At 64.1% G+C, this 18,704-nt stretch carries 18 protein-coding genes; 13 read left to right on the forward strand and 5 right to left on the reverse strand.

Annotation, left to right across the window (positions count from 1 at the left end):
- Positions 1-13: 13 nt before the first annotated feature.
- The 3 genes from purS to ACODSO_RS07775 are packed head-to-tail and all read left to right on the forward strand — an operon-like array spanning position 14 to position 1,305.
- Positions 14-250: a phosphoribosylformylglycinamidine synthase subunit PurS gene (gene purS, locus ACODSO_RS07765; RefSeq protein ID WP_068370576.1), complete on the forward strand. Its 237-nt coding sequence runs from the start codon at positions 14-16 to the stop codon at positions 248-250.
- Positions 247-924: a phosphoribosylformylglycinamidine synthase subunit PurQ gene (gene purQ, locus ACODSO_RS07770; protein WP_068370577.1), complete on the forward strand. Its 678-nt coding sequence runs from the start codon at positions 247-249 to the stop codon at positions 922-924. Before purS ends, purQ begins: the two co-directional genes overlap by 4 nt.
- 30 nt (positions 925-954) lie before the next feature.
- Positions 955-1,305 carry a VOC family protein gene (locus ACODSO_RS07775; RefSeq protein WP_489036241.1) on the forward strand — a complete coding sequence of 117 codons (351 nt, stop codon included), beginning with the start codon at positions 955-957 and terminating at the stop codon, positions 1,303-1,305.
- Between the two features lie 3 nt (positions 1,306-1,308).
- Here ACODSO_RS07775 and ACODSO_RS07780 read toward each other — a convergent pair whose 3' ends face one another.
- Positions 1,309-2,205, reverse strand: coding sequence for a hypothetical protein (locus ACODSO_RS07780; protein WP_489036243.1), 897 nt, complete (start codon positions 2,203-2,205; stop codon positions 1,309-1,311).
- A gap of 65 nt (positions 2,206-2,270) precedes the next feature.
- Here ACODSO_RS07780 and ACODSO_RS07785 point away from each other — a divergent pair, with 65 nt between their 5' ends.
- Positions 2,271-3,548, forward strand: coding sequence for a M18 family aminopeptidase (locus ACODSO_RS07785; RefSeq protein WP_489036244.1), 1,278 nt, complete (start codon positions 2,271-2,273; stop codon positions 3,546-3,548).
- Positions 3,549-3,620: 72 nt separating this feature from the next.
- On the opposite strand, the gene ACODSO_RS07790 is transcribed toward ACODSO_RS07785, so the two are convergent.
- A complete protein-coding gene (locus ACODSO_RS07790) occupies positions 3,621-4,394 on the reverse strand; it encodes a nucleoside phosphorylase (protein WP_489036246.1) in 774 nt (257 codons plus the stop codon).
- A 92-nt stretch (positions 4,395-4,486) separates the two neighbouring features.
- On the opposite strand from ACODSO_RS07790, the gene purL reads away from it, so the two are divergent.
- From purL to purM, 6 genes are all read left to right on the forward strand, one after another.
- Positions 4,487-6,778: a phosphoribosylformylglycinamidine synthase subunit PurL gene (gene purL, locus ACODSO_RS07795; RefSeq protein ID WP_489036248.1), complete on the forward strand. Its 2,292-nt coding sequence runs from the start codon at positions 4,487-4,489 to the stop codon at positions 6,776-6,778.
- A gap of 4 nt (positions 6,779-6,782) precedes the next feature.
- Positions 6,783-8,618: an alpha/beta hydrolase gene (locus tag ACODSO_RS07800; RefSeq protein WP_489036250.1), complete on the forward strand. Its 1,836-nt coding sequence runs from the start codon at positions 6,783-6,785 to the stop codon at positions 8,616-8,618.
- Positions 8,615-9,211 (forward strand): CPBP family intramembrane glutamic endopeptidase, encoded by a 597-nt coding sequence (locus tag ACODSO_RS07805; RefSeq protein WP_489036252.1) that lies wholly within the window; start codon positions 8,615-8,617, stop codon positions 9,209-9,211. Before ACODSO_RS07800 ends, ACODSO_RS07805 begins: the two co-directional genes overlap by 4 nt.
- Positions 9,212-9,216: 5 nt before the next feature.
- Positions 9,217-9,603, forward strand: coding sequence for a sterol carrier family protein (locus tag ACODSO_RS07810; RefSeq protein ID WP_489036253.1), 387 nt, complete (start codon positions 9,217-9,219; stop codon positions 9,601-9,603).
- Between the two features lie 121 nt (positions 9,604-9,724).
- Positions 9,725-11,290 carry an amidophosphoribosyltransferase gene (gene purF, locus ACODSO_RS07815; RefSeq protein WP_489036254.1) on the forward strand — a complete coding sequence of 522 codons (1,566 nt, stop codon included), beginning with the start codon at positions 9,725-9,727 and terminating at the stop codon, positions 11,288-11,290.
- A 196-nt stretch (positions 11,291-11,486) separates the two neighbouring features.
- Positions 11,487-12,587 (forward strand): phosphoribosylformylglycinamidine cyclo-ligase, encoded by a 1,101-nt coding sequence (gene purM, locus ACODSO_RS07820; RefSeq protein WP_489036255.1) that lies wholly within the window; start codon positions 11,487-11,489, stop codon positions 12,585-12,587.
- A 64-nt stretch (positions 12,588-12,651) separates the two neighbouring features.
- Here purM and ACODSO_RS07825 read toward each other — a convergent pair whose 3' ends face one another.
- The 3 genes from ACODSO_RS07825 to ygfZ all read right to left on the reverse strand — a co-directional run bounded on the left by ACODSO_RS07825 (position 12,652) and on the right by ygfZ (position 14,815).
- The gene (locus ACODSO_RS07825) at positions 12,652-12,867 is read right to left on the reverse strand and encodes a DUF3073 domain-containing protein (protein ID WP_072806788.1); all 216 of its coding nucleotides are present in this window, start codon (positions 12,865-12,867) and stop codon (positions 12,652-12,654) included.
- Between the two features lie 197 nt (positions 12,868-13,064).
- Complete coding sequence (locus ACODSO_RS07830) at positions 13,065-13,697, reverse strand: MOSC domain-containing protein (protein ID WP_489036256.1); 633 nt, start codon at positions 13,695-13,697, stop codon at positions 13,065-13,067.
- Positions 13,694-14,815 (reverse strand): CAF17-like 4Fe-4S cluster assembly/insertion protein YgfZ, encoded by a 1,122-nt coding sequence (ygfZ, locus tag ACODSO_RS07835; RefSeq protein WP_489036257.1) that lies wholly within the window; start codon positions 14,813-14,815, stop codon positions 13,694-13,696. Before ygfZ ends, ACODSO_RS07830 begins: the two co-directional genes overlap by 4 nt.
- A gap of 120 nt (positions 14,816-14,935) precedes the next feature.
- Here ygfZ and ACODSO_RS07840 point away from each other — a divergent pair, with 120 nt between their 5' ends.
- The 3 genes from ACODSO_RS07840 to ACODSO_RS07850 all read left to right on the forward strand — a co-directional run bounded on the left by ACODSO_RS07840 (position 14,936) and on the right by ACODSO_RS07850 (position 18,694).
- Positions 14,936-16,234: a dicarboxylate/amino acid:cation symporter gene (locus tag ACODSO_RS07840; RefSeq protein ID WP_489036356.1), complete on the forward strand. Its 1,299-nt coding sequence runs from the start codon at positions 14,936-14,938 to the stop codon at positions 16,232-16,234.
- A 23-nt stretch (positions 16,235-16,257) separates the two neighbouring features.
- Entirely contained in the window at positions 16,258-17,136 is an 879-nt protein-coding gene (locus ACODSO_RS07845; protein WP_489036258.1) for an aminodeoxychorismate lyase, read from the forward strand.
- Between the two features lie 103 nt (positions 17,137-17,239).
- Positions 17,240-18,694 (forward strand): cytochrome ubiquinol oxidase subunit I, encoded by a 1,455-nt coding sequence (locus tag ACODSO_RS07850; protein WP_489036259.1) that lies wholly within the window; start codon positions 17,240-17,242, stop codon positions 18,692-18,694.
- The last annotated feature ends 10 nt before the right edge of the window (positions 18,695-18,704 follow it).

Here is an 18,704-nt window from a genome sequence, read left to right on the forward strand (position 1 = left end):
GAGGAGCTCCCACGTGGCCCGTGTTGTTGTCGACGTCATGCCCAAGGCCGAAATTCTCGACCCGCAGGGTCAGGCCATTGCAGGTGCGCTCGGACGTCTCGGCGTGGCCGGAGTGTCCGATGTCCGTCAGGGCAAGCGCTTCGAGCTCGAGGTCGACGACAGTGTCGACGACGCCGAACTCGAGAAGATCGCCGAGTCCCTGCTCGCCAACACGGTGATCGAGGACTGGAAGGTAACCCGTCTCTCATGAGTGCACGCATCGGTGTCATCACTTTTCCCGGGACTCTCGACGACGTCGACGCCTCCCGCGCAGTCACCCTCGCAGGCGGTGAGGCTGTCAGCCTGTGGCATGCCGACGCCGACTTGAAGAACGTCGACGCCATCGTCGTCCCCGGCGGGTTCTCCTACGGTGACTACCTGCGCGCAGGCGCCATCGCCCGGTTCGCTCCCGTCATGGAATCGGTCGTGAAAGCAGCCGAGGGCGGTATGCCGGTGCTCGGCATCTGCAACGGGTTTCAGGTCCTCTGCGAGGTCGGTTTGCTTCCAGGTGCACTGACTCGCAACGAAGGACTGCACTTCGTGTGCCGTGACCAGTGGTTGAAGGTCGAGAACAGCGGCACCGCGTGGTCTTCGCGCTACGAAACCGGTGCCGAGATTCTCATTCCGGTCAAGAACGCCGAGGGCCGTTTTCAGGCGTCGAAGGATGTGCTTGACGAGCTGGAAGGCGAAGGTCGCGTGGTTTTCCGCTACAGCGGAACCAATCCGAACGGATCCCAGCGAGACATCGCCGGCATCTCCTCGGCCAACGGGCGCGTCGTCGGACTCATGCCACACCCCGAGCACGCGACCGAGCCGCTCACCGGCCCCAGCGATGACGGCCTCGGCATCTTCTACTCGGCATTGGACGCAATCGTCTCCGCCTGATGTGTCGGTAGCTCGGATTAGTCTGCTGCTATGACCCTGACACTTGGCATGATCACGATGGATTCCTTGGACCCGGGCCCGCTTGCGCGGTGGTGGGCGGAGCAGACCGGCGGGGAGGTCGTCGAGGAGAACGAGGGCTGGTTCTACGTCGTCGCTCTCGCCTCGGCCCCGTGTCGGCTTGCGTTTCAGAGGGTCGACGATCCGACGCCGGGCAAGAATCGCATCCATCTGGATCTGACGACATCCGATCTGGACAGCGAACTCGCTCGACTCGTCGAAGCAGGTGCGTCGGAGAAAGAACAACACACGATGGGTGACTTCAGGTGGGTCACCCTGGCAGACCCGGACGGCAACGTCTTCTGTATTTCGGGTGCGCACTAGACCTCATCGGTCCGCGAGTTCGACGAGTGTGTCTGCGAAGACCCCGTTTGGCGTGATCTCCTCTCGATCGGACACTTGGCAAAATTCGCCGTTCCTCCAGAAGTACACCTCTTGTGACAGCGGGTTCGGGGTGTTTCTGGACAACATCTGTGCAAGAACGACCAAAAGCTCTGTTGCCCGAGTGATCTCGTCGAGATCACTCGGGCGGTAGTAGTCGATCTCGTACGCGTTCGGAATCGCGAACAGCACGCCGAACGGCGCCTCTCCCAGATGGTTTGCTATGAGGGTGGGCATGTCGGCAATCTTCGACGCCAGGTAGATCGAGTCGCCGCGCTGCACTTCGATGGCTATGCCGTCTTTGGTCATGGCTTCACAGGTGTCGAACGCCATCGCTCCGGTGTTTTCGCGGCCGAATGCCCACGCGGCCTTCATGTCTCGGTTCTTCAGATATCGATCCGACAGGGTCAGGGCGAGGTCCGGAAACGTCAGATTGAGTACCCGCCTCGGTGAATACGGAGTGTCCACCAGCGGCCGAGAGTATTGGAATTCTTCGATCTTCCGAAGGACGCCCAGGGGTGCAACGCGCTCGCGGAGCCGCATGTAGAACTCCTCGTCGGGAAGGCCGAGCACGTAGTCCGGGGCGCTGAGTTTCTGCGACTCCAGCATGACCGTCACGTGCGCTTCGATGATGTCGTCCCAATACCGGCGTTGCGCGTTTCGACACCGTTCGACCAGGTTGTCCAGTCCCATGTAGCCATCGGGGCCGGACTTCAAGGTCATGGCGTCGACCTTCGTCACCTTGACGCCGTGCCGATCGAACGCGGCGATCACCTTCCTGCGGATCAACGCGACGGTTGTTGCGTGCGAGGCCTGCTCGGCCAACGACTGTTCGAATTTCACTGTTCCCCCGAGGTTTGTGGCTTGGTTCTGTGCTCCTTGGTCTGTTCGACGCAGCGACTGACACAATGGTTCCCATGTCGTCCAACGCGTCTGCTGTCGGTCTGTGCAATTTCGTCGATGTGTCACCCTCGCCGTTCCATGTGTGTCGGACGGTGTCGGTGCAGCTCGAGGAGGTGGGATTCGTGCGCGTCGACGAGACCGACGCCTGGCCGACCGAGGCCGGGCGTTACTACCTCATTCGCGGCGGTTCCCTCGTCGCGTGGAGCACCGAAAGCTCTGGACCGTTCCGTATCATCGGCGGTCATACCGACAGTCCGAATTTGCGGGTCAAGCAGCATCCAGACCTCGAGTCCGCAGGGTGGCAGATGGTCGGGCTCGAGCCGTACGGCGGAGCGTGGCTCAACTCGTGGCTCGACCGCGATCTCGGCATTTCCGGTCGACTGAGCGTTCGTGACGGCAATGGCTTGCGTGAGGTTCTCGTCAAGGTCGACGAACCGATCCTTCGGGTACCCCAGTTGGCGATTCACCTGTCCGAGGACCGCAAAGGCGTCACTCTCGATCCGCAGCGCCACGTCAATGCCGTCTGGGGAGTGGGGAATTCGCCCCGATCGTTCCTGGGATACGTCGCCGAACGTGAAGGAGTCGACCCCTCGGCAGTGTTGGGGTGGGAACTGATGACGCACGATCTCGCTCCGAGCGCAGTGGTCGGAGTCGAGTCCGAATTGGTCAGTGCGCCGCGGCTGGACAATCAGGGGACCTGCTACGCCGGAACTCAGGCTTTGATTGCGGCAGTGGAGAATCCGACCGCGGTGACGCCTGTCCTCGCGCTGTTCGATCACGAGGAAGTCGGCAGTATGTCCGACCGGGGGGCATTCTCGGATCTGTTGAACACGGTGCTCGAGCGCATCGTTCTCGGACGTGGCGGCGGGCGCGAGGACTTTCTGCGAACCATGGCCGGTTCCGTCTGCGCATCCGGGGACATGGCACACGCGACGCATCCGAACTATCCGGACCGGCACGAGCCCTCCCATCGCATCGAACTTGGCGGTGGACCGGTGCTCAAGGTGAACCAGAATCTAAGGTATGCAACGGATTCCGCCGGTGCGGGTGCGTTCGCGCTGGCCTGTGATCAGGCGAACGTGCCGCTGCAGAGGTACGTCCACCGAGCCGATCTGCCCTGCGGGTCGACGATCGGACCGATCACCGCGTCACGCACGGGGTTGTCGACCGTCGACGTCGGCGCCGCTCAGTTGGCGATGCACAGTTCGCGCGAGCTGATGGGGGCGTCGGACGTCGCTGCGTACGCCGATGCGCTCGGGGCTTTCCTTGCGCCTGCGGTGTAGCTAGCACCTGTTTTGCCGACCTTGGACCCCCTCTAGCTTCCGAGTAGGGGTCCACGCTCGGCAAAAAGCGTCCTAGCTCGACACCTGAGGCTCCAACCGCAGGCACGCATCGGCCGCGAGCCAGAACAGCTGCTCGCGGACGCTGCCGGCCTTGGTCCAGCCGCGGTGCTCCCAGTCGGCGGCCAACGAATCACCCGCGTACAGCAGCTGCGCAAATCGCACTCCGCGGTACTGCGCGACCGCGCAGAACGCCGACGCCTCCATGTCGACCGTCAAGCACCCCTCCTCGACGCGCCGCGACACCCGGCTGCGGGTCTCGCGGTACAGCGCATCGGTCGTCCACGATCGGCCCGTGACATGATCGATACCGGCCTCGGTCAGCACCTGCTGTAGTACCGTCACCCCGTCGGGGTCGGCGTCGACGACACGTCCCGGCGCCAGGTAGTGGAACGAGGTGCCCTCGTCGCGAACTGCACTGTCGACAACCATGACGTGGCCCATCCCGAGCTGATCGGTCAACGCTCCAGCGCCGCCGACAGCCACGAATTCCGAGCACCCGAGCGCGATGGCTTCTTCGAGAAACAGCGCTGCAAGGGGTGCGCCGACGCCTGGATGGAACACCGCGAGCCGCTCGCCGCCGCGCTCGATCTCGTACACAGGATGCTCACCGTGCTCGGATCGCAGGATCGACAACACTCGCGCTCGTCCCTGACCGGCTATGGATTCGATCACTTCGGCAAAGAAGCACACGACGGCCTTGCTGGGGATATCGACACCCTTGACCACCATCTGAGGCGTCAGGACGCCCGGAAACGCCAGATCGTTCTCCGTCAATGCAATGTCCACGAGGGTATGTTCGCATGCTCATTTTGGGGCCTGTCACCCTGCACGGATAGACTCCCACTGGCATTTCGCTCCAGGAAGGGACCCCACTCCTCGTGTCCGCTAGCTCAGCAAAGACCGACACTGTTTCGATCGCTACTGCTACGCCCGATGTGGCGCAGCCGTACCGAGAACTCGGACTCAAGGACGACGAGTATGCCCGTATCAGGGAGATCCTCGGCCGTCGCCCCACCGACGCCGAGCTGGCGATGTACTCGGTCATGTGGAGCGAGCACTGCTCGTACAAGTCCTCGAAGGTCCACCTGAAGTATTTCGGTGAGACCACGACCGACGAGATGCGCACGTCCATGCTCGCAGGTATCGGCGAGAACGCGGGCGTCGTCGACGTCGGCGACGGGTGGGCCGTCACGTTCAAGGTCGAAAGCCACAATCACCCGTCGTACGTCGAGCCCTACCAGGGCGCCGCGACCGGTGTCGGCGGCATCGTCCGCGACATCATGGCCATGGGTGCACGCCCGATTGCGGTGATGGACCAGCTGCGTTTCGGTGCTGCGGACGCGCCCGACACCCGACGCGTACTCGAAGGCATCGTGCGGGGTGTCGGCGGGTACGGAAACTCCCTCGGCCTCCCCAACGTCGGCGGCGAGACGGTGTTCGACGCCTCCTACGCCGGCAACCCGTTGCTCAACGCACTGTGTGCAGGTGTCATGCGCGTCGAGGACATGCACCTTGCGTTCGCGTCGGGCGTGGGCAACAAGATCATCCTGTTCGGCGCTCGCACGGGTCTCGACGGCATCGGCGGCGTGTCCGTCCTGGCCTCGGAGACCTTCGACGGTGACGAGACGGGAGGGGGCCGGAAGAAGCTTCCGGCGGTTCAGGTCGGGGACCCCTTCACCGAGAAGGTGCTCATCGAAGCCTGCCTCGAGCTGTACTCCAACAAGCTCGTCGTCGGCATCCAGGATCTGGGCGGCGCCGGCTTGTCCTGTGCCACTTCGGAACTCGCGTCCGCAGGCAGTGGCGGCATGCACATCACGCTCGAGCAGGTGCCGATGCGCGCCACCGGTATGACGCCCGCCGAGGTGCTGTCGAGCGAATCCCAGGAGCGTATGTGCGCCGTGGTGACGCCGGACAACGTCGAGAAGTTCATGGCTGTCTGCAAGAAATGGGATGTGCTCGCGACGGTCATCGGAGAGGTCACCGACGGTGACAACCTCGAGATCACCTGGCACGGCGAGACGGTCGTCGACGTCCCGCCGAAGACCGTTGCGCACGACGGCCCGGTCTACTCGCGTCCCGTGCAGCGTCCGGCTACGCAGGACGCGCTCGTTGCGAACACCACGGCCTCGTTGAAGCGGCCCGGGACCGCCGACGAGCTCAAAGCGACGCTGCTGAAGATGATCGGCTCGCCACAGCTGTGCAGCCGCAAGTTCATCACCGAACAGTACGACCGCTATGTCCGCGGGAATACCGTGCTTGCCGAGAACGCTGATGCCGGAGTGATTCGGATCGACGAGAAGACGGGCCGCGGAATCGCGCTCGCCACAGACGCATCCGGTCGCTACACGGCCCTCGACCCATACCAGGGTGCCCAGCTCGCGTTGGCCGAGGCGTTCCGCAACGTTTCCGTCACCGGCGCGACGCCGAAAGCCGTCACCAACTGCCTCAACTTCGGATCGCCCGAGGACCCGGGCGTCATGTGGCAGTTCCAGCAGGCTGTTCGCGGCCTCGCCGACGGCTGCGTCACGCTCGGTATCCCGGTCACCGGCGGAAACGTCAGCTTCTACAACCAGACCGGTTCCGAACCCATCCTTCCGACGCCGGTGGTCGGCGTCCTCGGAGTCATCGACGACGTGCATCGACGCATTCCGACGGGCCTCGGTCTGGAACCGGGCGAAACGTTGATTCTGCTCGGGGACACCCACGACGAGTTCGACGGCTCCATCTGGGCGCAGGTGGAGCACGATCACCTCGGTGGAGTTCCGCCGAGAGTCGACCTGGCTCGCGAGCAGTTGCTCTCCGACATTTTGTTGGCAGGATCACGCGACGGTCTCGTCAGCGCCGCCCACGACCTGTCCGAAGGTGGTTTGGCGCAGGCCGTCGTCGAGGCCGCCTTGGCCGGCGAAACCGGTTGCCGCATTTTGCTTCCCGAAGGTGCGGACCCGTTCGTCATGTTGTTCTCCGAGTCCTCCGGTCGCGTTCTCGTTGCTGTCCCGCGCACCGAGGAGACTCGGTTCACCGGCATGTGCACCGCCCGTGGTCTGCCGTGGACGCGCATCGGCGTTGTCGACGAAGGCTCGGACGAGATCGAGGTACAGGGTCAGTTCGCGGTCAAGATGACCGAACTCCGTGACACCTTCGAGAGCACACTTCCCAGACTTTTCGGGTAGGTCTATGTCCAGGGGAGAGGCTTCGGAAGCCCCGGAGGCGTCGGACACCCCGGACAACCCGGAGGCGTCCGGCGCCGGTACCGACACGGTCGAGCACGAGCACAGGAACCACCGGCATGCGCTCGAGTTCGCCGTACCCTCTCCCGACAAGCATCCCTTCGTCATGTGGCTGTGGGGGCTGCTTCAGCTCGACTTCACCGGTATCGCGTTCGGCGCTCTGTTCTTCTGTTGGTCTCTGACTCCGTCGCTGCTGCCGCGAGATTGGTTGTTTCAGGGGCTGATCGGCGGCATCAATGCCGCTATCGGGTACGGCTTCGGCGTCGCAGTGGGTTGGTCGGTGCGCCGATGGTTCCTCGCAGGCAAGTCGTGGTGGCCGCTACCGAGGAGGGTCGAACTGTGGATCAAGTTCGCCATCCCTCCGGTGGCGACGATCGCAGCTCTGTACATGCTCTTCCTGTCTGCGGGTTGGCAACGAGAGTTAGCCGAACTGATGGATGCCGAGGGCACGACGACTACCGGGTACTTCCGTACCGGTGTTCTCAGCATTGTTGTCGGTACGCTGTCGATCTCGGCGACGCGTGTGCTGCGAGATCTGGTTCGTTTCGTGGCCCGTCAGATCAACCGGGTCGTCAAGATGCCGCGCGAGGTCGCCAACGTCATCGGTGTGGTGCTGGTCGTGGTGCTCGTCATCGCACTCGTGCAGGGCGTACTGCTGCGTGCTGTCTCGGACGTCACCAACTCCGTTTTCAGCTTGCAGAACAACGAAACTCGCGAGGGCGTAGAACAACCGATGCAGCCCGAACGTTCGGGTAGTCCACAATCGTTGGCGCCGTGGGACACGCTCGGGTTCGAGGGTCGCAATTTCGTCTCCAGCGGACTCAGCGCCGAGGAGATATCCGACGGGCTCGGCAGGCCTGCGCTCGAGCCGATTCGTGCATACGCCGGTCTGGAAACCGCTCGAACACAAAATGATCGGCTCGACATCGTCGTGCGGGAACTCGAACGAACCGGCGCATTCGAGCGACAAGCCCTGGTTGTCGTCCCCACCACCGGCACCGGATGGGTCAACCCGACCGCGATCGAAGCGGAAGAGTTGATGTTCGGCGGCGATGTCGCCACCGTCGCCGCGCAGTATTCGTACCTACCGAGTTGGATATCGTTCCTCGCCGAGCGCGAAAAAGCCGCGGAAGCCGGACAAGCGCTGATCGACAAGGTTCGCGCGCGCTGGCTGCAGGAACCGGAGGACACCCGTCCGCGCCTGTACGTGTACGGCGAAAGCCTCGGCACCCAATCCGGTGAGGGTGCGTTCGACGGACTGGCCGAGATCCGCGACAGCGTCGACGGTGTCCTGTGGGTCGGCCCACCGAACGCGAACCGGCTGTGGGGGCAATTCGTCACCCGCCGGGATCCCGGCAGCCCCGAGGTTCGACCCGTCTATGCCGATGGCCTCGTCGTCCGATTCGCCGACAATTCGTCGGGTATCCCGCCCGAGGGTGAGCCGTGGCTGAGCCCGCGAGTCCTGTACGTCCAACACGCGTCGGACCCGGTGGTGTGGTGGTCACCCGATCTGCTGTTCTCCCGCCCCGACTGGCTGTCCGAGGCTCCGGGACCGGATCGCCTGCCGGACATGCGCTGGTTCCCGATCGTCACGTTCTGGCAGGTCGCCGCCGACCTCACGAACGCTGCGGGAGTCCCCGACGGGCACGGGCACAACTACGGAACGCTCGTGCTCGACGGCTGGGTCGCGATCGCCGCACCGGAAGGTTGGACGGCCGAGGACACCGAGAAGGTTCGCGCCGTCATGGATGAGTACGCGGGCCGGGACGGTCCGGAGAAGTGAGGCCGCTCGTTCTTGGGGCCGTGACGACGGCGTGGAGCACAGTGCTCCTTCCTGCGCAGCGTCTCACCGACCGCCGCCGAGCGGTGGTCAACTCCGGCTTCGGGATCGGATTGACCTGCGCCAGTGGACTCACAGCTGTCGAACTGGGGCTCACTCGCTGGCGAAGCGGACTGTGGTGGGGCCTCGGGGCTGCAGCGGTGCCCGTCGTGGGTGCTGCGGTAGTCGTCTCCGTCCCGGCTCTGGCACAACGTGTACGGCCGTCGGACGACGATCTCGCCGAGTGGGTGCTGCTGCGGATACCCGTCGGGACGGTTCTCGCCGAGGAGCTGGCGTTTCGCAGCGTCTTCGACGCGGTGTCGCCCACGTTGTCGCCGATCTTCTTCGGGCTGTGGCACATTCACCCGGCTCGAGCGGCCGGAGATTCGGTGCTGGGGACCGTCGTCGGCACTGCCCTGGCGGGATGGGTGTTCTCGTGGCTGCGTCGGCGAAGCGGCAGTGTGCTGGCGCCCGCTCTGCTGCACTATGCGGTGAATGCGTCGGGAGCGGTGTTGGCTGCGCGACGCACCCGCCCTGCATCCACAGTTCTAGGCTGATCGGCATGGCTCCGAGCAAGACCGTCACCCCCGAACAAGTCCGAGCGGCCGTGCTCGCCGTCGCGGACTGGGTGCGCGACGGCAAACGCGACGCCCCGCCCCGCGCCGTCCTCGCGGATGCCGTTCGCACCACCGCCCGCACGCTCGCGCAGGTCGCGCCCGGTTCGAGCGTGGAGGTGCGCGTGCCGCCGTTCGTCGCAGTCCAGTGCATACCCGGACCGCGTCACACCCGTGGGACGCCGCCGAACGTCGTCGAGACCGATGCGCGCACCTGGCTCGAGGTCGCCACGGGAGTCAGAGCGTTCGAGGACGCACTGAAAGACGGGTCGATCACCGCGTCGGGAAGCCGCGCGAGCGAAGTGGGGCATTGGCTGCCGATCCTTCGTGCCTGAGCCACATGGACAGCAGATGTCCGACTCGGGAATGGAAGAACGCCCACGATGCGTTGCTACGCCCTGACGGCCCGTAGACTAGGCCGTGCCCCCCGCCCCGGCCCCCTTAGGGAGCAGTGCTGTGACCTCTGCCGATGTATCGGTATCAAGTCCAAATCTTCTGCTAGGCAAACCCGTGGACGAACCCGAGAACGAGCCTCGTGAAGAGTGTGGCGTCTTCGGTGTTTGGGCTCCGGGGGAGGATGTGGCGAAGCTCTCGTATTACGGACTTTATGCCCTGCAGCACAGGGGACAGGAAGCTGCGGGTATTGCAGTATCCGACGGTTCGCAGGTGTTGGTCTTCAAGGATCTCGGCCTGGTCAGCCAGGTGTTCGACGAGCAGACTCTCGGCGCGATGCCGGGGCATGTCGCTATCGGACACTGCCGCTACTCCACCAGCGGCTCGGTCACCTGGGAGAATGCGCAACCGATCTTCCGCACCACCAAAGCGGGGACGGGTATCGCCCTCGGACACAACGGCAACCTGGTCAACTTCGCCGAACTCGCGACGCGTGCCCGCGAGCAGGGACTCATCAGTGACCGTCTGCAGGGCAACGGCACGTCGGATTCCGATGTAGTGGCAGCCCTTCTGGCGCACAAGGCGGCCGACTGCACCATCGAGCAAGCCGCGATGGAACTCCTGCCGACGCTGAAGGGCGCTTTCTGTCTCACGTTCATGGACGAGCACACCCTCTATGCCGCGCGTGACCCGCACGGGGTTCGCCCGCTGTGTCTCGGGCGTCTCGACCGCGGTTGGGTGGTCGCCAGCGAGACTGCCGCGCTCGACATCGTCGGCGCTGCGTACGTCCGCGACATCGAACCGGGCGAGCTGCTCGCGATCGACGCCGACGGAGTTCGCTCCTCGCGGTTCTCCGCGCCCGAGCCGAAGGGGTGCGTGTTCGAGTACGTCTACCTCGCGCGTCCGGACAGTGTCATCGCCGGACGGTCGGTGCACTCCACTCGTGTCGAGATCGGTCGGCGGCTCGCCAAGGAGCACCCCGCCGAGGGAGATCTCGTCATTCCTGTGCCGGAGTCCGGTACGCCCGCGGCCGTGGGCTTCGCGCAGGGCTCGGGGATTCCCTACGGCCAGGGTTTGATGAAGAACGCTTACGTCGGACGTACCTTCATCCAGCCGTCGCAGACCATTCGTCAGCTCGGCATCAGACTCAAGCTCAATCCTCTCAAAGAGGTCATTCGCGGCAAAAGGCTCGTGGTCGTGGATGATTCGATCGTCCGCGGAAATACTCAGCGCGCGCTCATCCGCATGTTGCGTGAAGCCGGTGCATTGGAGATACACGTCCGCATCGCGTCTCCGCCGGTACGGTGGCCGTGCTTCTACGGCATCGACTTCGCTTCTCCCGCAGAGTTGATCGCAAACGGTGTCGACTCCGAGGACGGCATCCTCGAAGGGGTGCGGCAAGCGATCGGAGCCGATTCGCTCGGGTACATCTCGACCGAGGGCATGATCGCGGCATCGGAGCAGCCTGAATCTCGGCTGTGCACAGCCTGTTTCACCGGCAAGTACCCCATCGAACTTCCCGCGGACAATGCGCTGGGCAAGCACGTTCTCGAAGGGATGCTCGCGACCGCAGCCGGTCAGCCCTCTGAGTCCACCAACGCCAACGTGAGTGCACTCAGCCGGCCGTAGGGCGATTGTGCCCGAAGCAGCGATTCCGGCGGTCCGTGGCGCTCCGCGCCAGTGGCGCGGTTAAGTGTGTCCTGGCGCACTCAGTCGTGCCACTGGCGACGGAGTCGCCGCGCCGTATTCCGGCTCCGGTACCGTTAGAGCGCAATTGCGTGCAGACAACGCGCAACCCGAAAACGAGTACAAGGGCTGGAGCCGCATGACCGAGGAAACCCGACCACCCCGCGCAACCTCCTCGGGTGGTGCTTCCTACGCCGCGGCAGGTGTCGACATCGCCGCAGGTGATCGGGCGGTCGAGCTGTTCGCGCCGCTCGCGAAGAAGGCATCCCGCCCCGAGGTCATGGGCGGACTCGGCGGCTTCGCCGGACTGTTCGCGCTCAAGGGCGACTACCGCGAGCCGATCCTGGCCGCATCGACGGACGGCGTCGGGACCAAGGTTGCCGTCGCGCAGGCCCTCGGTAAGCACGACACCCTCGGCCTCGACCTCGTCGCGATGGTCGTCGACGATCTTGTCGTCTGCGGCGCGGAGCCACTGTTCCTGCAGGATTACATCGCTGTCGGACGGGTCGTCCCGGAGATGGTCGCCGAGCTCGTCAAAGGCATCGCTGAGGGTTGCATCATCGCCGGATGTGCATTGCTGGGTGGCGAGACCGCTGAGCATCCCGGCCTGATGGCAGACGGTGACTACGACCTCTCGGCCACCGGAGTCGGCGTCGTGGAGGCGGACGCAGTGCTCGGACCCGATCGTGTGCGCCCGGGCGACGTCGTCATCGCAATGGGCTCCTCGGGCCTGCACTCCAATGGTTACTCGCTTGCCCGCAAGGTCCTGCTCGAGATCAACCACATGGACCTGGGAAGTCACGTCGAAGAGTTCGGTCGCACCCTGGGCGAGGAGCTGCTCGAGCCGACGAAGATCTACGCCAAGGACTGCCTTGCGCTCGCCGCGGAAACCGACGTGCGGACGTTCTGTCACGTCACCGGCGGTGGACTTGCGAACAACCTCGGACGGGTCATGCCTGTGGGTCTGGTCGCCGAACTGGACCGCACCACGTGGAGTCCGGCACCGGTGTTCTCGCTCATCGCGCAGCGCGGACGCGTCGAGCGCGCCGAGATGGAGCAGACGTTCAACATGGGCGTCGGAATGGTCGCCATCGTCGCTCCCGAGGATGTCGATCGCGCTCTCGCCGTGCTGACGGCTCGCCACATCGATTGCTGGACCCTTGGAACGGTCAAGAAGTCGACGGACAAGACTGCCACCACAGAACGTGCGCTGCTCGTGGGCAACCATCCGCGATTCTGAGTAGAACAGACACGAATGAGGGGGAGCCGCTGTGCGGCTCCCCCTCATTCGTGTCTATCGCTTGTCAGCGTCGCCAGTCCTCGTATTCATCTTCTTCGACGCGGGAATAGCCGTCCGCGTCAGAAGAAGAGATGCCGCCCGAGGTGATACCGCCACGGTGGGAGTTGGACGAACCACCGGAGAGCTCTCTTTGCAGACTCTCCAAGTCCGTTGTCGGCGAGCTGTACTTGAGCTCACGAGCGACCTTTGTCTGCTTTGCCTTAGCCCTGCCTCGGCCCATGGCGTTGCCCCCTCGCGGACTTGCGGGGCGGCCTGGGGAAATTTGGGCGCCCCGTTAGATTTGGTATTTCTTCCTGGCACACACTCTAGCGCGCGAATCGCTCAGATGCTCATACGGAGTCCGTGTCGGTCGCTGTTCGGTTGCTCTCAGTACCCTTTACCAGCACAAATACCCATTGCTAAGGTAACGATTTCGACTCATGCAGGTCTTCTCAGCGCAGCCCTCGCGTCCCGTGCGACTTTCACCGGCAGTTTCGCGTCTTCGAGAAGCCGCGTCAACCCCGACTTGTTGGTGCCCCGGAAGAGGTCCCTGACGGTGACTCCGTGCGTCGGAACGTGGCCGACGACGATCGGTGCCCCGCGTTCGACTGTGCCCGGCTTCACCACCCGCAAGTAGGCGCCCACATCCCCCTGCTCCGTGAACCGTTTGACCCAACCGGATTCGCCGACCCAGCGAGCGAACGTCCCGCACGGCGTCCGCGCGACGGTCACTTCCAGCACTACGTCGCCGACGTGCCAGCGCGAGCCGACGACGGCGTCGGTAACCGGTACGCCGGAGGTCCTGAGATTCTCACCGAACCAGCCTGATCGAATGTCGCGGCCCAGTTCCGATGCCCACCGCTGGGCCTCGGCTTCGTCGTAGGCGTACACGGCTTGGTCGACGCCACCGTGGAACGTGGTATCGCTGCTGTGATCGCCGGCAAGACCGAGCTCGTGGACGTCGACGGGACCGTCCACCGGCCTCTTGTCGATGGCACTGTTCACGACCCCACGTCGGCCCAGCGGAACATCGGCGTGCACGACGCACACGGCCTCGACCCGTCCCGTCACCGGCCGCGCAACCGGTCGACGGCAGCCCGACCCGCCTGAACGTCGTCGTAGCTCGGAACCGAGTCCGGGTCGATCGATGCGGCGCACGGCCCGGCGGCGAGTTCGGTGTCGGTCGGGACGGTGCGTTTGATCAGGGCAAGAGCAACAGGGCCCAGCTCGAAATGATCGATGACGGTGCCGAGTCGACCGACCGTACGTCCTGCCGCGGTCACCGGGTCACCGGTGACCGGCCTGCCGTCTGCGGAACCATCGAGATGCAGTAGAACGAGGTGCCGAGGCGGCCGACCGAGGTTGTGCACCCGCGACACCGTCTCCTGGCCGCGGTAGCACCCCTTCTCGAGGTGTACCGCTCCGAGTTCGGCGACGCCGCCGATCCACCGGACCTCGTGCGGGATGGTCTTCTCGTCGGTGTCGATGCCGACGCGGGGTCGGATGGATTCGACGCGGAGAGCGTCGTACGTCCACGTTCCGGCAGGTGTGGCGCCGGCGTCGCGCAGCCGGGTGAACCACTCGGTCAGCGCGGCGCGGGGGACCAGCAGGTCGAAAGCAGTCGGGCCCGGCCATGGCATCCGTCGGACGAAACCGCCGCCCTCGAGCGCGATGGCGTCGTACACCTCGGCCGGTACGGTGACACCGACCGATCCGAGGATCCGGGCCGACTCGGCTCCCAGCATGCTCACGACGGCGAGTTCGCTGCCCTCCCGAGGTTCGGCCTTGGACCAGAACACCATTTTCTTCAGAAACGACAGAAGATCGGGGCCCGACGTGGCTTCGGTGTCGATCCACGTCACACCGTCCAGGTCGGTCTGGACGAAGTGGTGCTCGACGCGTCCATTGACGTCCAACGACAGGTTCTCGGCGGATCGTCCGTCGGGAAGGTCGGAGACGAGCTGACTGGAGATGGTGTTGAGCCATGTGAGTCGTTCCTCGCCGCTGATCGCGATGACGAAGCGGTTCGAGCGGTCGATGATCGCTGCTGACGATGTCGCGTCGCGCTGCTCACCGAACGGGTTGCCGTAATGCCAGGCGACAGCGCTGTCGGCGGTGTCTTCCGGTGACGGCACAGCGCCGGGGAGAGTGAGAAGCGGGCTCGGACTGATCACGGCGGAATCGGACACGACTCCATAGTAGGAGCACCGTTGGATACCCCCGGTCGCCGGCGGTACCTGATCGACGATTTACGTGTGCGCAATACGTCCGATACCGTCTCGCGATTCGTCGGATCTAGTTTCGTGAACGTGAAAATCATGGGTCACCCGGCAGCGCAGATCGGTCTCGCTGCAGTCGGAGGAATCGTATTCGGTCTTGTGGTCGGCGACTGGGCCGCCAACCTGAAATTCATCGGCGATCTGTTCATCCGGCTGATCCAGATGTCGATCGTTCCGCTGGTGATGGCGTCGGTGATCGTGGCAACCGGATCCATGTCCGGCACGGGCACCGGCAAGATCGCGTTGCGGACCTTCAAGTGGATGCTCGGCTTCTCCGTCGTTGCTGCCGTCTTGGCGTGGTTGCTCAGCACCCTCATCAAGCCCGGCGCCGGCATGGTCTTCAGTCAGTCCCTCGACCCCAGTCTCGAGGAATCGGCCAGTGAGGCGTTGGGCTGGCAGGACACGCTGCTGAACTTCGTCTCGACCAACATCTTCAGCGCGATGTCGACAGCGACGATGGTGCCTATCATCGTCTTCTCGCTGCTCTTCGGGATTGCACTGCGAAGTCATATCAACAAGACCGGCGACACCGGAGTACTCACGTTCATCGATCAGATCCAGCAGATCGTGCTGACGATGATCCGTCTGGTGATGCTCATCGCGCCAGTCGGTGTGTTCTGTCTGCTCGCCGCTCTCGCCGGTGATGTCGGTGTCTCCGTCGTCTCGACTGCACTGAGCTACCTGGGGACCACTCTCCTCGGCGTCCTCATCCTGTTCGTTCTGTTCGTGGTGGTCGTGACCGTTCGCACCCGGCTGGACCCCCGGAAATTGCCGGGCAAGCTCACCGAACAGACAGCGATCGCAGTGACCACCACGAGTTCGGCAGTCACGTTCCCGACGGTTCTCAAGAACACCGTGGAGAAGGTCGGCGTCAGTCAGAAGGTCGCGAACTTCACACTCTCGATCGGGTTGACGATGGGCTCGTACGGAGCGGTCCTCAACTACATGATCGTGGTCATGTTCCTCGCGCAGGCCGGCGACATAAGTTTGAGTTTCGGTCAGATCGCCCTTGGGATGGGTCTGGCGATCCTGCTGAACATGGGCACCATCACGGTGCCCGGTGGGTTCCCGGTCGTCGCGATGTTCCTCGCGACGTCGTTGGATCTGCCGTTCGAGGCGGTTGGCCTGCTGATCGCTGTCGACTGGTTCGCGGGGATCTTCCGTACCTTCCTCAACGTCAACGGCGACACGTTCGTCGCGATGCTGGTGGCCAATGCCGACGACGAGATCGACCGCGACGTGTACAACGGCACGAAGACGGTCGTCGCAGAGGAGATCGATCTCGACGAGTACCGCGACGTCATGGCCCAAGCGGATCGGGCCGACTGACCTCGCTGCTCTAGTGTGGCGGCATGTCCGAACGCGTAGTAGTCACCCTCGACGGGCAGGTTCACGACGCAGACACGCCGCTTCTGTATGCAGACGATCTGGCGGCAGTGCGCGGCGACGGAATCTTCGAGACGATTCTGGTACGCGGTGGTGCGCCGTGCACCGTCGAACTGCATCTGGAACGACTGCAAGCGTCGGCGCGGGCCCTGGACCTTCCGGCGCCCGATCCGGACGAGTGGCGTCTGGTGATAGGACTCGCCGTCGACGAATGGACGCGGACGTCCGAGGACGAGGGGGTCCTGCGTCTAGTACTGAGTCGCGGGCGTGAAAGCGGCGGCGAACCTACCGGCTACGCGACGGTGGGTCCGCTGCACGAGCGCGTAGCCAAGGCACGGACCGAGGGCGTGGCGGCGATCACCCTCGAGCGCGGGTATTCGGTGGACTTCGCGGCCAAGGCGCCCTGGCAGCTGCTCGGCGCGAAGACTTTGTCGTACGCAACGAACATGGCGGCACTGCGCCACGCGGCGCGTCAAGGCGCCGACGACGTGATCTTCACCAGCAGTGAGGGGCGAGTCCTGGAAGGGCCGCGGTCGACGGTGGTGATCGCCCGGGGTAAGACTCTCATCACACCTCCCGCCGATCATGGCATTCTCCCCGGCACGACGGTGGATGCCTTGTTCCGCGTTGCTGCCGACAAGGGATACACCTGCGAGCGCTCCGATGTGTTCCCGGCAGATCTCATTGCGGCAGATGGTGTTTGGCTGATCTCGAGTATCACGCTTGCGGCTCGGGTGGTCTCGCTGAACGGCGTTGTGCTCGGTACGCCTGCCGTCGCCGACGAGGTCCGCTCGATGGTCGATGTGGCGGTCGAGACGATCGGCGACGAGACGAGCACCGGTTGAACTACTACTACACGTAGTAGTACTCTCGAACTCGCTGCGGCAAGCCCTTGCGCAGCGGTAACGCACCGTTACCTTCCCGCGGGGCCGAGAGTTCGGAGTAGCCATGGACGCCTTGGACGTCTCGAGGTGGCAGTTCGGCATCACCACCGTCTACCACTTCATCCTCGTTCCGCTGACGATCGGCCTTGCGCCGATGATCGCCGCCATGCAGACGATGTGGGTCATCACCAAGAAGGACTCCTGGTACCGGCTCACCAAGTTCTTCGGCAAGCTCTTCCTGATCAACTTCGCTCTCGGTGTGGCCACCGGAATCGTGCAGGAATTCCAGTTCGGAATGAACTGGAGCGAATACTCCCGGTTCGTGGGGGACGTCTTCGGCGCACCGCTCGCGCTGGAGGGGCTCGTCGCATTCTTCCTCGAATCGACGTTCCTCGGGTTGTGGATCTTCGGGTGGAATCGGCTTCCGAAACTTGTTCACCTGGCGACGATCTGGCTGGTGGCGATCGGCGTCAATGCCTCCGCGTACTTCATCATTGCCGCCAATTCCTGGATGCAGCATCCCGTCGGCGCCCGGTACAACCCCGAGACCGGCCGCGCGGAACTGACGAGCATCTGGGAGTTGATGACCAACAGCACTGCACTGGCGGCATTCCCGCACGCCGTTGCCGGCGCATTCCTGACGGCGGCCACGTTCGTCGCCGGAATCTCGGGTTGGTGGATGGTGCGAGAGTCACGCCGGGGCAAGCAGACGGACTCGCGCAGTATGTTCCGACCGGCTGCACGGATGTCGTTCGTGGTGATGATCGTTGCCGGCGCAGCGCTCGCGATCACCGGTGACATCCAGGGCAAGCTGATGTTCGAGCAGCAACCGATGAAGATGGCATCGGCAGAATCGCTGTGCGACACCGAAACCGGGGCAGCGTTCTCGCTGCTGACGGTCGGCACGCACAACAACTGCGAGTCCGTGAGCCACTTGATCTCGATTCCGGGCCTGACCTCGTTCCTCGCCGAGAACGACTTCGACGCGACAGTGCAGGGCGTCAATCAGCTGCAGGAGCAGTACGAGCAGCAATTCGGACCAGGCAACTACAAGCCGAACCTGTTCGTCACCTACTGGGCGTTCCGCATGATGATCGGCCTCGCAGCCGGATCGGCGCTGCTGGCCCTCGCGGGGCTGTGGGTGACGAGGGGTGGCAGAATCCCCGACCAACGATGGTTCGCGTGGCTCAGCCTCGCAGCCATCCCGACGCCCTTCCTGGCCAACAGTGCAGGCTGGATCTTCACCGAGATGGGCCGCCAACCATGGGTCGTGGCACCCAATCTCAACGGAATCGACCAGATCAGACTCACCGTCGACCAAGGGGTATCCGATCATCCCGTGACGTTGGTAGTCGCCTCGCTAATTACGTTCACCCTGATCTACGCGGCCCTCGGCGGCGTCTGGTTCTTCCTCCTCCGCCGATACGTGATCGAGGGGCCGCTCGAGCACGACGCGCACCCGCACGCGGCGGATGAGTCGGACGACGATGAGACCACGCAACTTTCGTTCGCGTACTGAGGAAGAAGAC

This window comes from Rhodococcus sp. FG69, from assembly GCF_057808915.1.

Bases quoted from the DNA above. Each gene is read 5' to 3' on its own strand.
- purQ (WP_068370577.1), top strand. From the start codon at position 247: ATGAGTGCACGCATCGGTGTCATCACTTTTCCCGGGACTCTCGACGAC.
- ACODSO_RS07775 (WP_489036241.1), top strand. From the start codon at position 955: ATGACCCTGACACTTGGCATGATCACGATGGATTCCTTGGACCCGGGC.
- ACODSO_RS07785 (WP_489036244.1), top strand. From the start codon at position 2,271: ATGGTTCCCATGTCGTCCAACGCGTCTGCTGTCGGTCTGTGCAATTTC.
- ACODSO_RS07800 (WP_489036250.1), top strand. From the start codon at position 6,783: ATGTCCAGGGGAGAGGCTTCGGAAGCCCCGGAGGCGTCGGACACCCCG.
- ACODSO_RS07810 (WP_489036253.1), top strand. From the start codon at position 9,217: ATGGCTCCGAGCAAGACCGTCACCCCCGAACAAGTCCGAGCGGCCGTG.
- purM (WP_489036255.1), top strand. From the start codon at position 11,487: ATGACCGAGGAAACCCGACCACCCCGCGCAACCTCCTCGGGTGGTGCT.
- ACODSO_RS07825 (WP_072806788.1), bottom strand. From the start codon at position 12,867: ATGGGCCGAGGCAGGGCTAAGGCAAAGCAGACAAAGGTCGCTCGTGAG.
- ACODSO_RS07845 (WP_489036258.1), top strand. From the start codon at position 16,258: ATGTCCGAACGCGTAGTAGTCACCCTCGACGGGCAGGTTCACGACGCA.
- ACODSO_RS07850 (WP_489036259.1), top strand. From the start codon at position 17,240: ATGGACGCCTTGGACGTCTCGAGGTGGCAGTTCGGCATCACCACCGTC.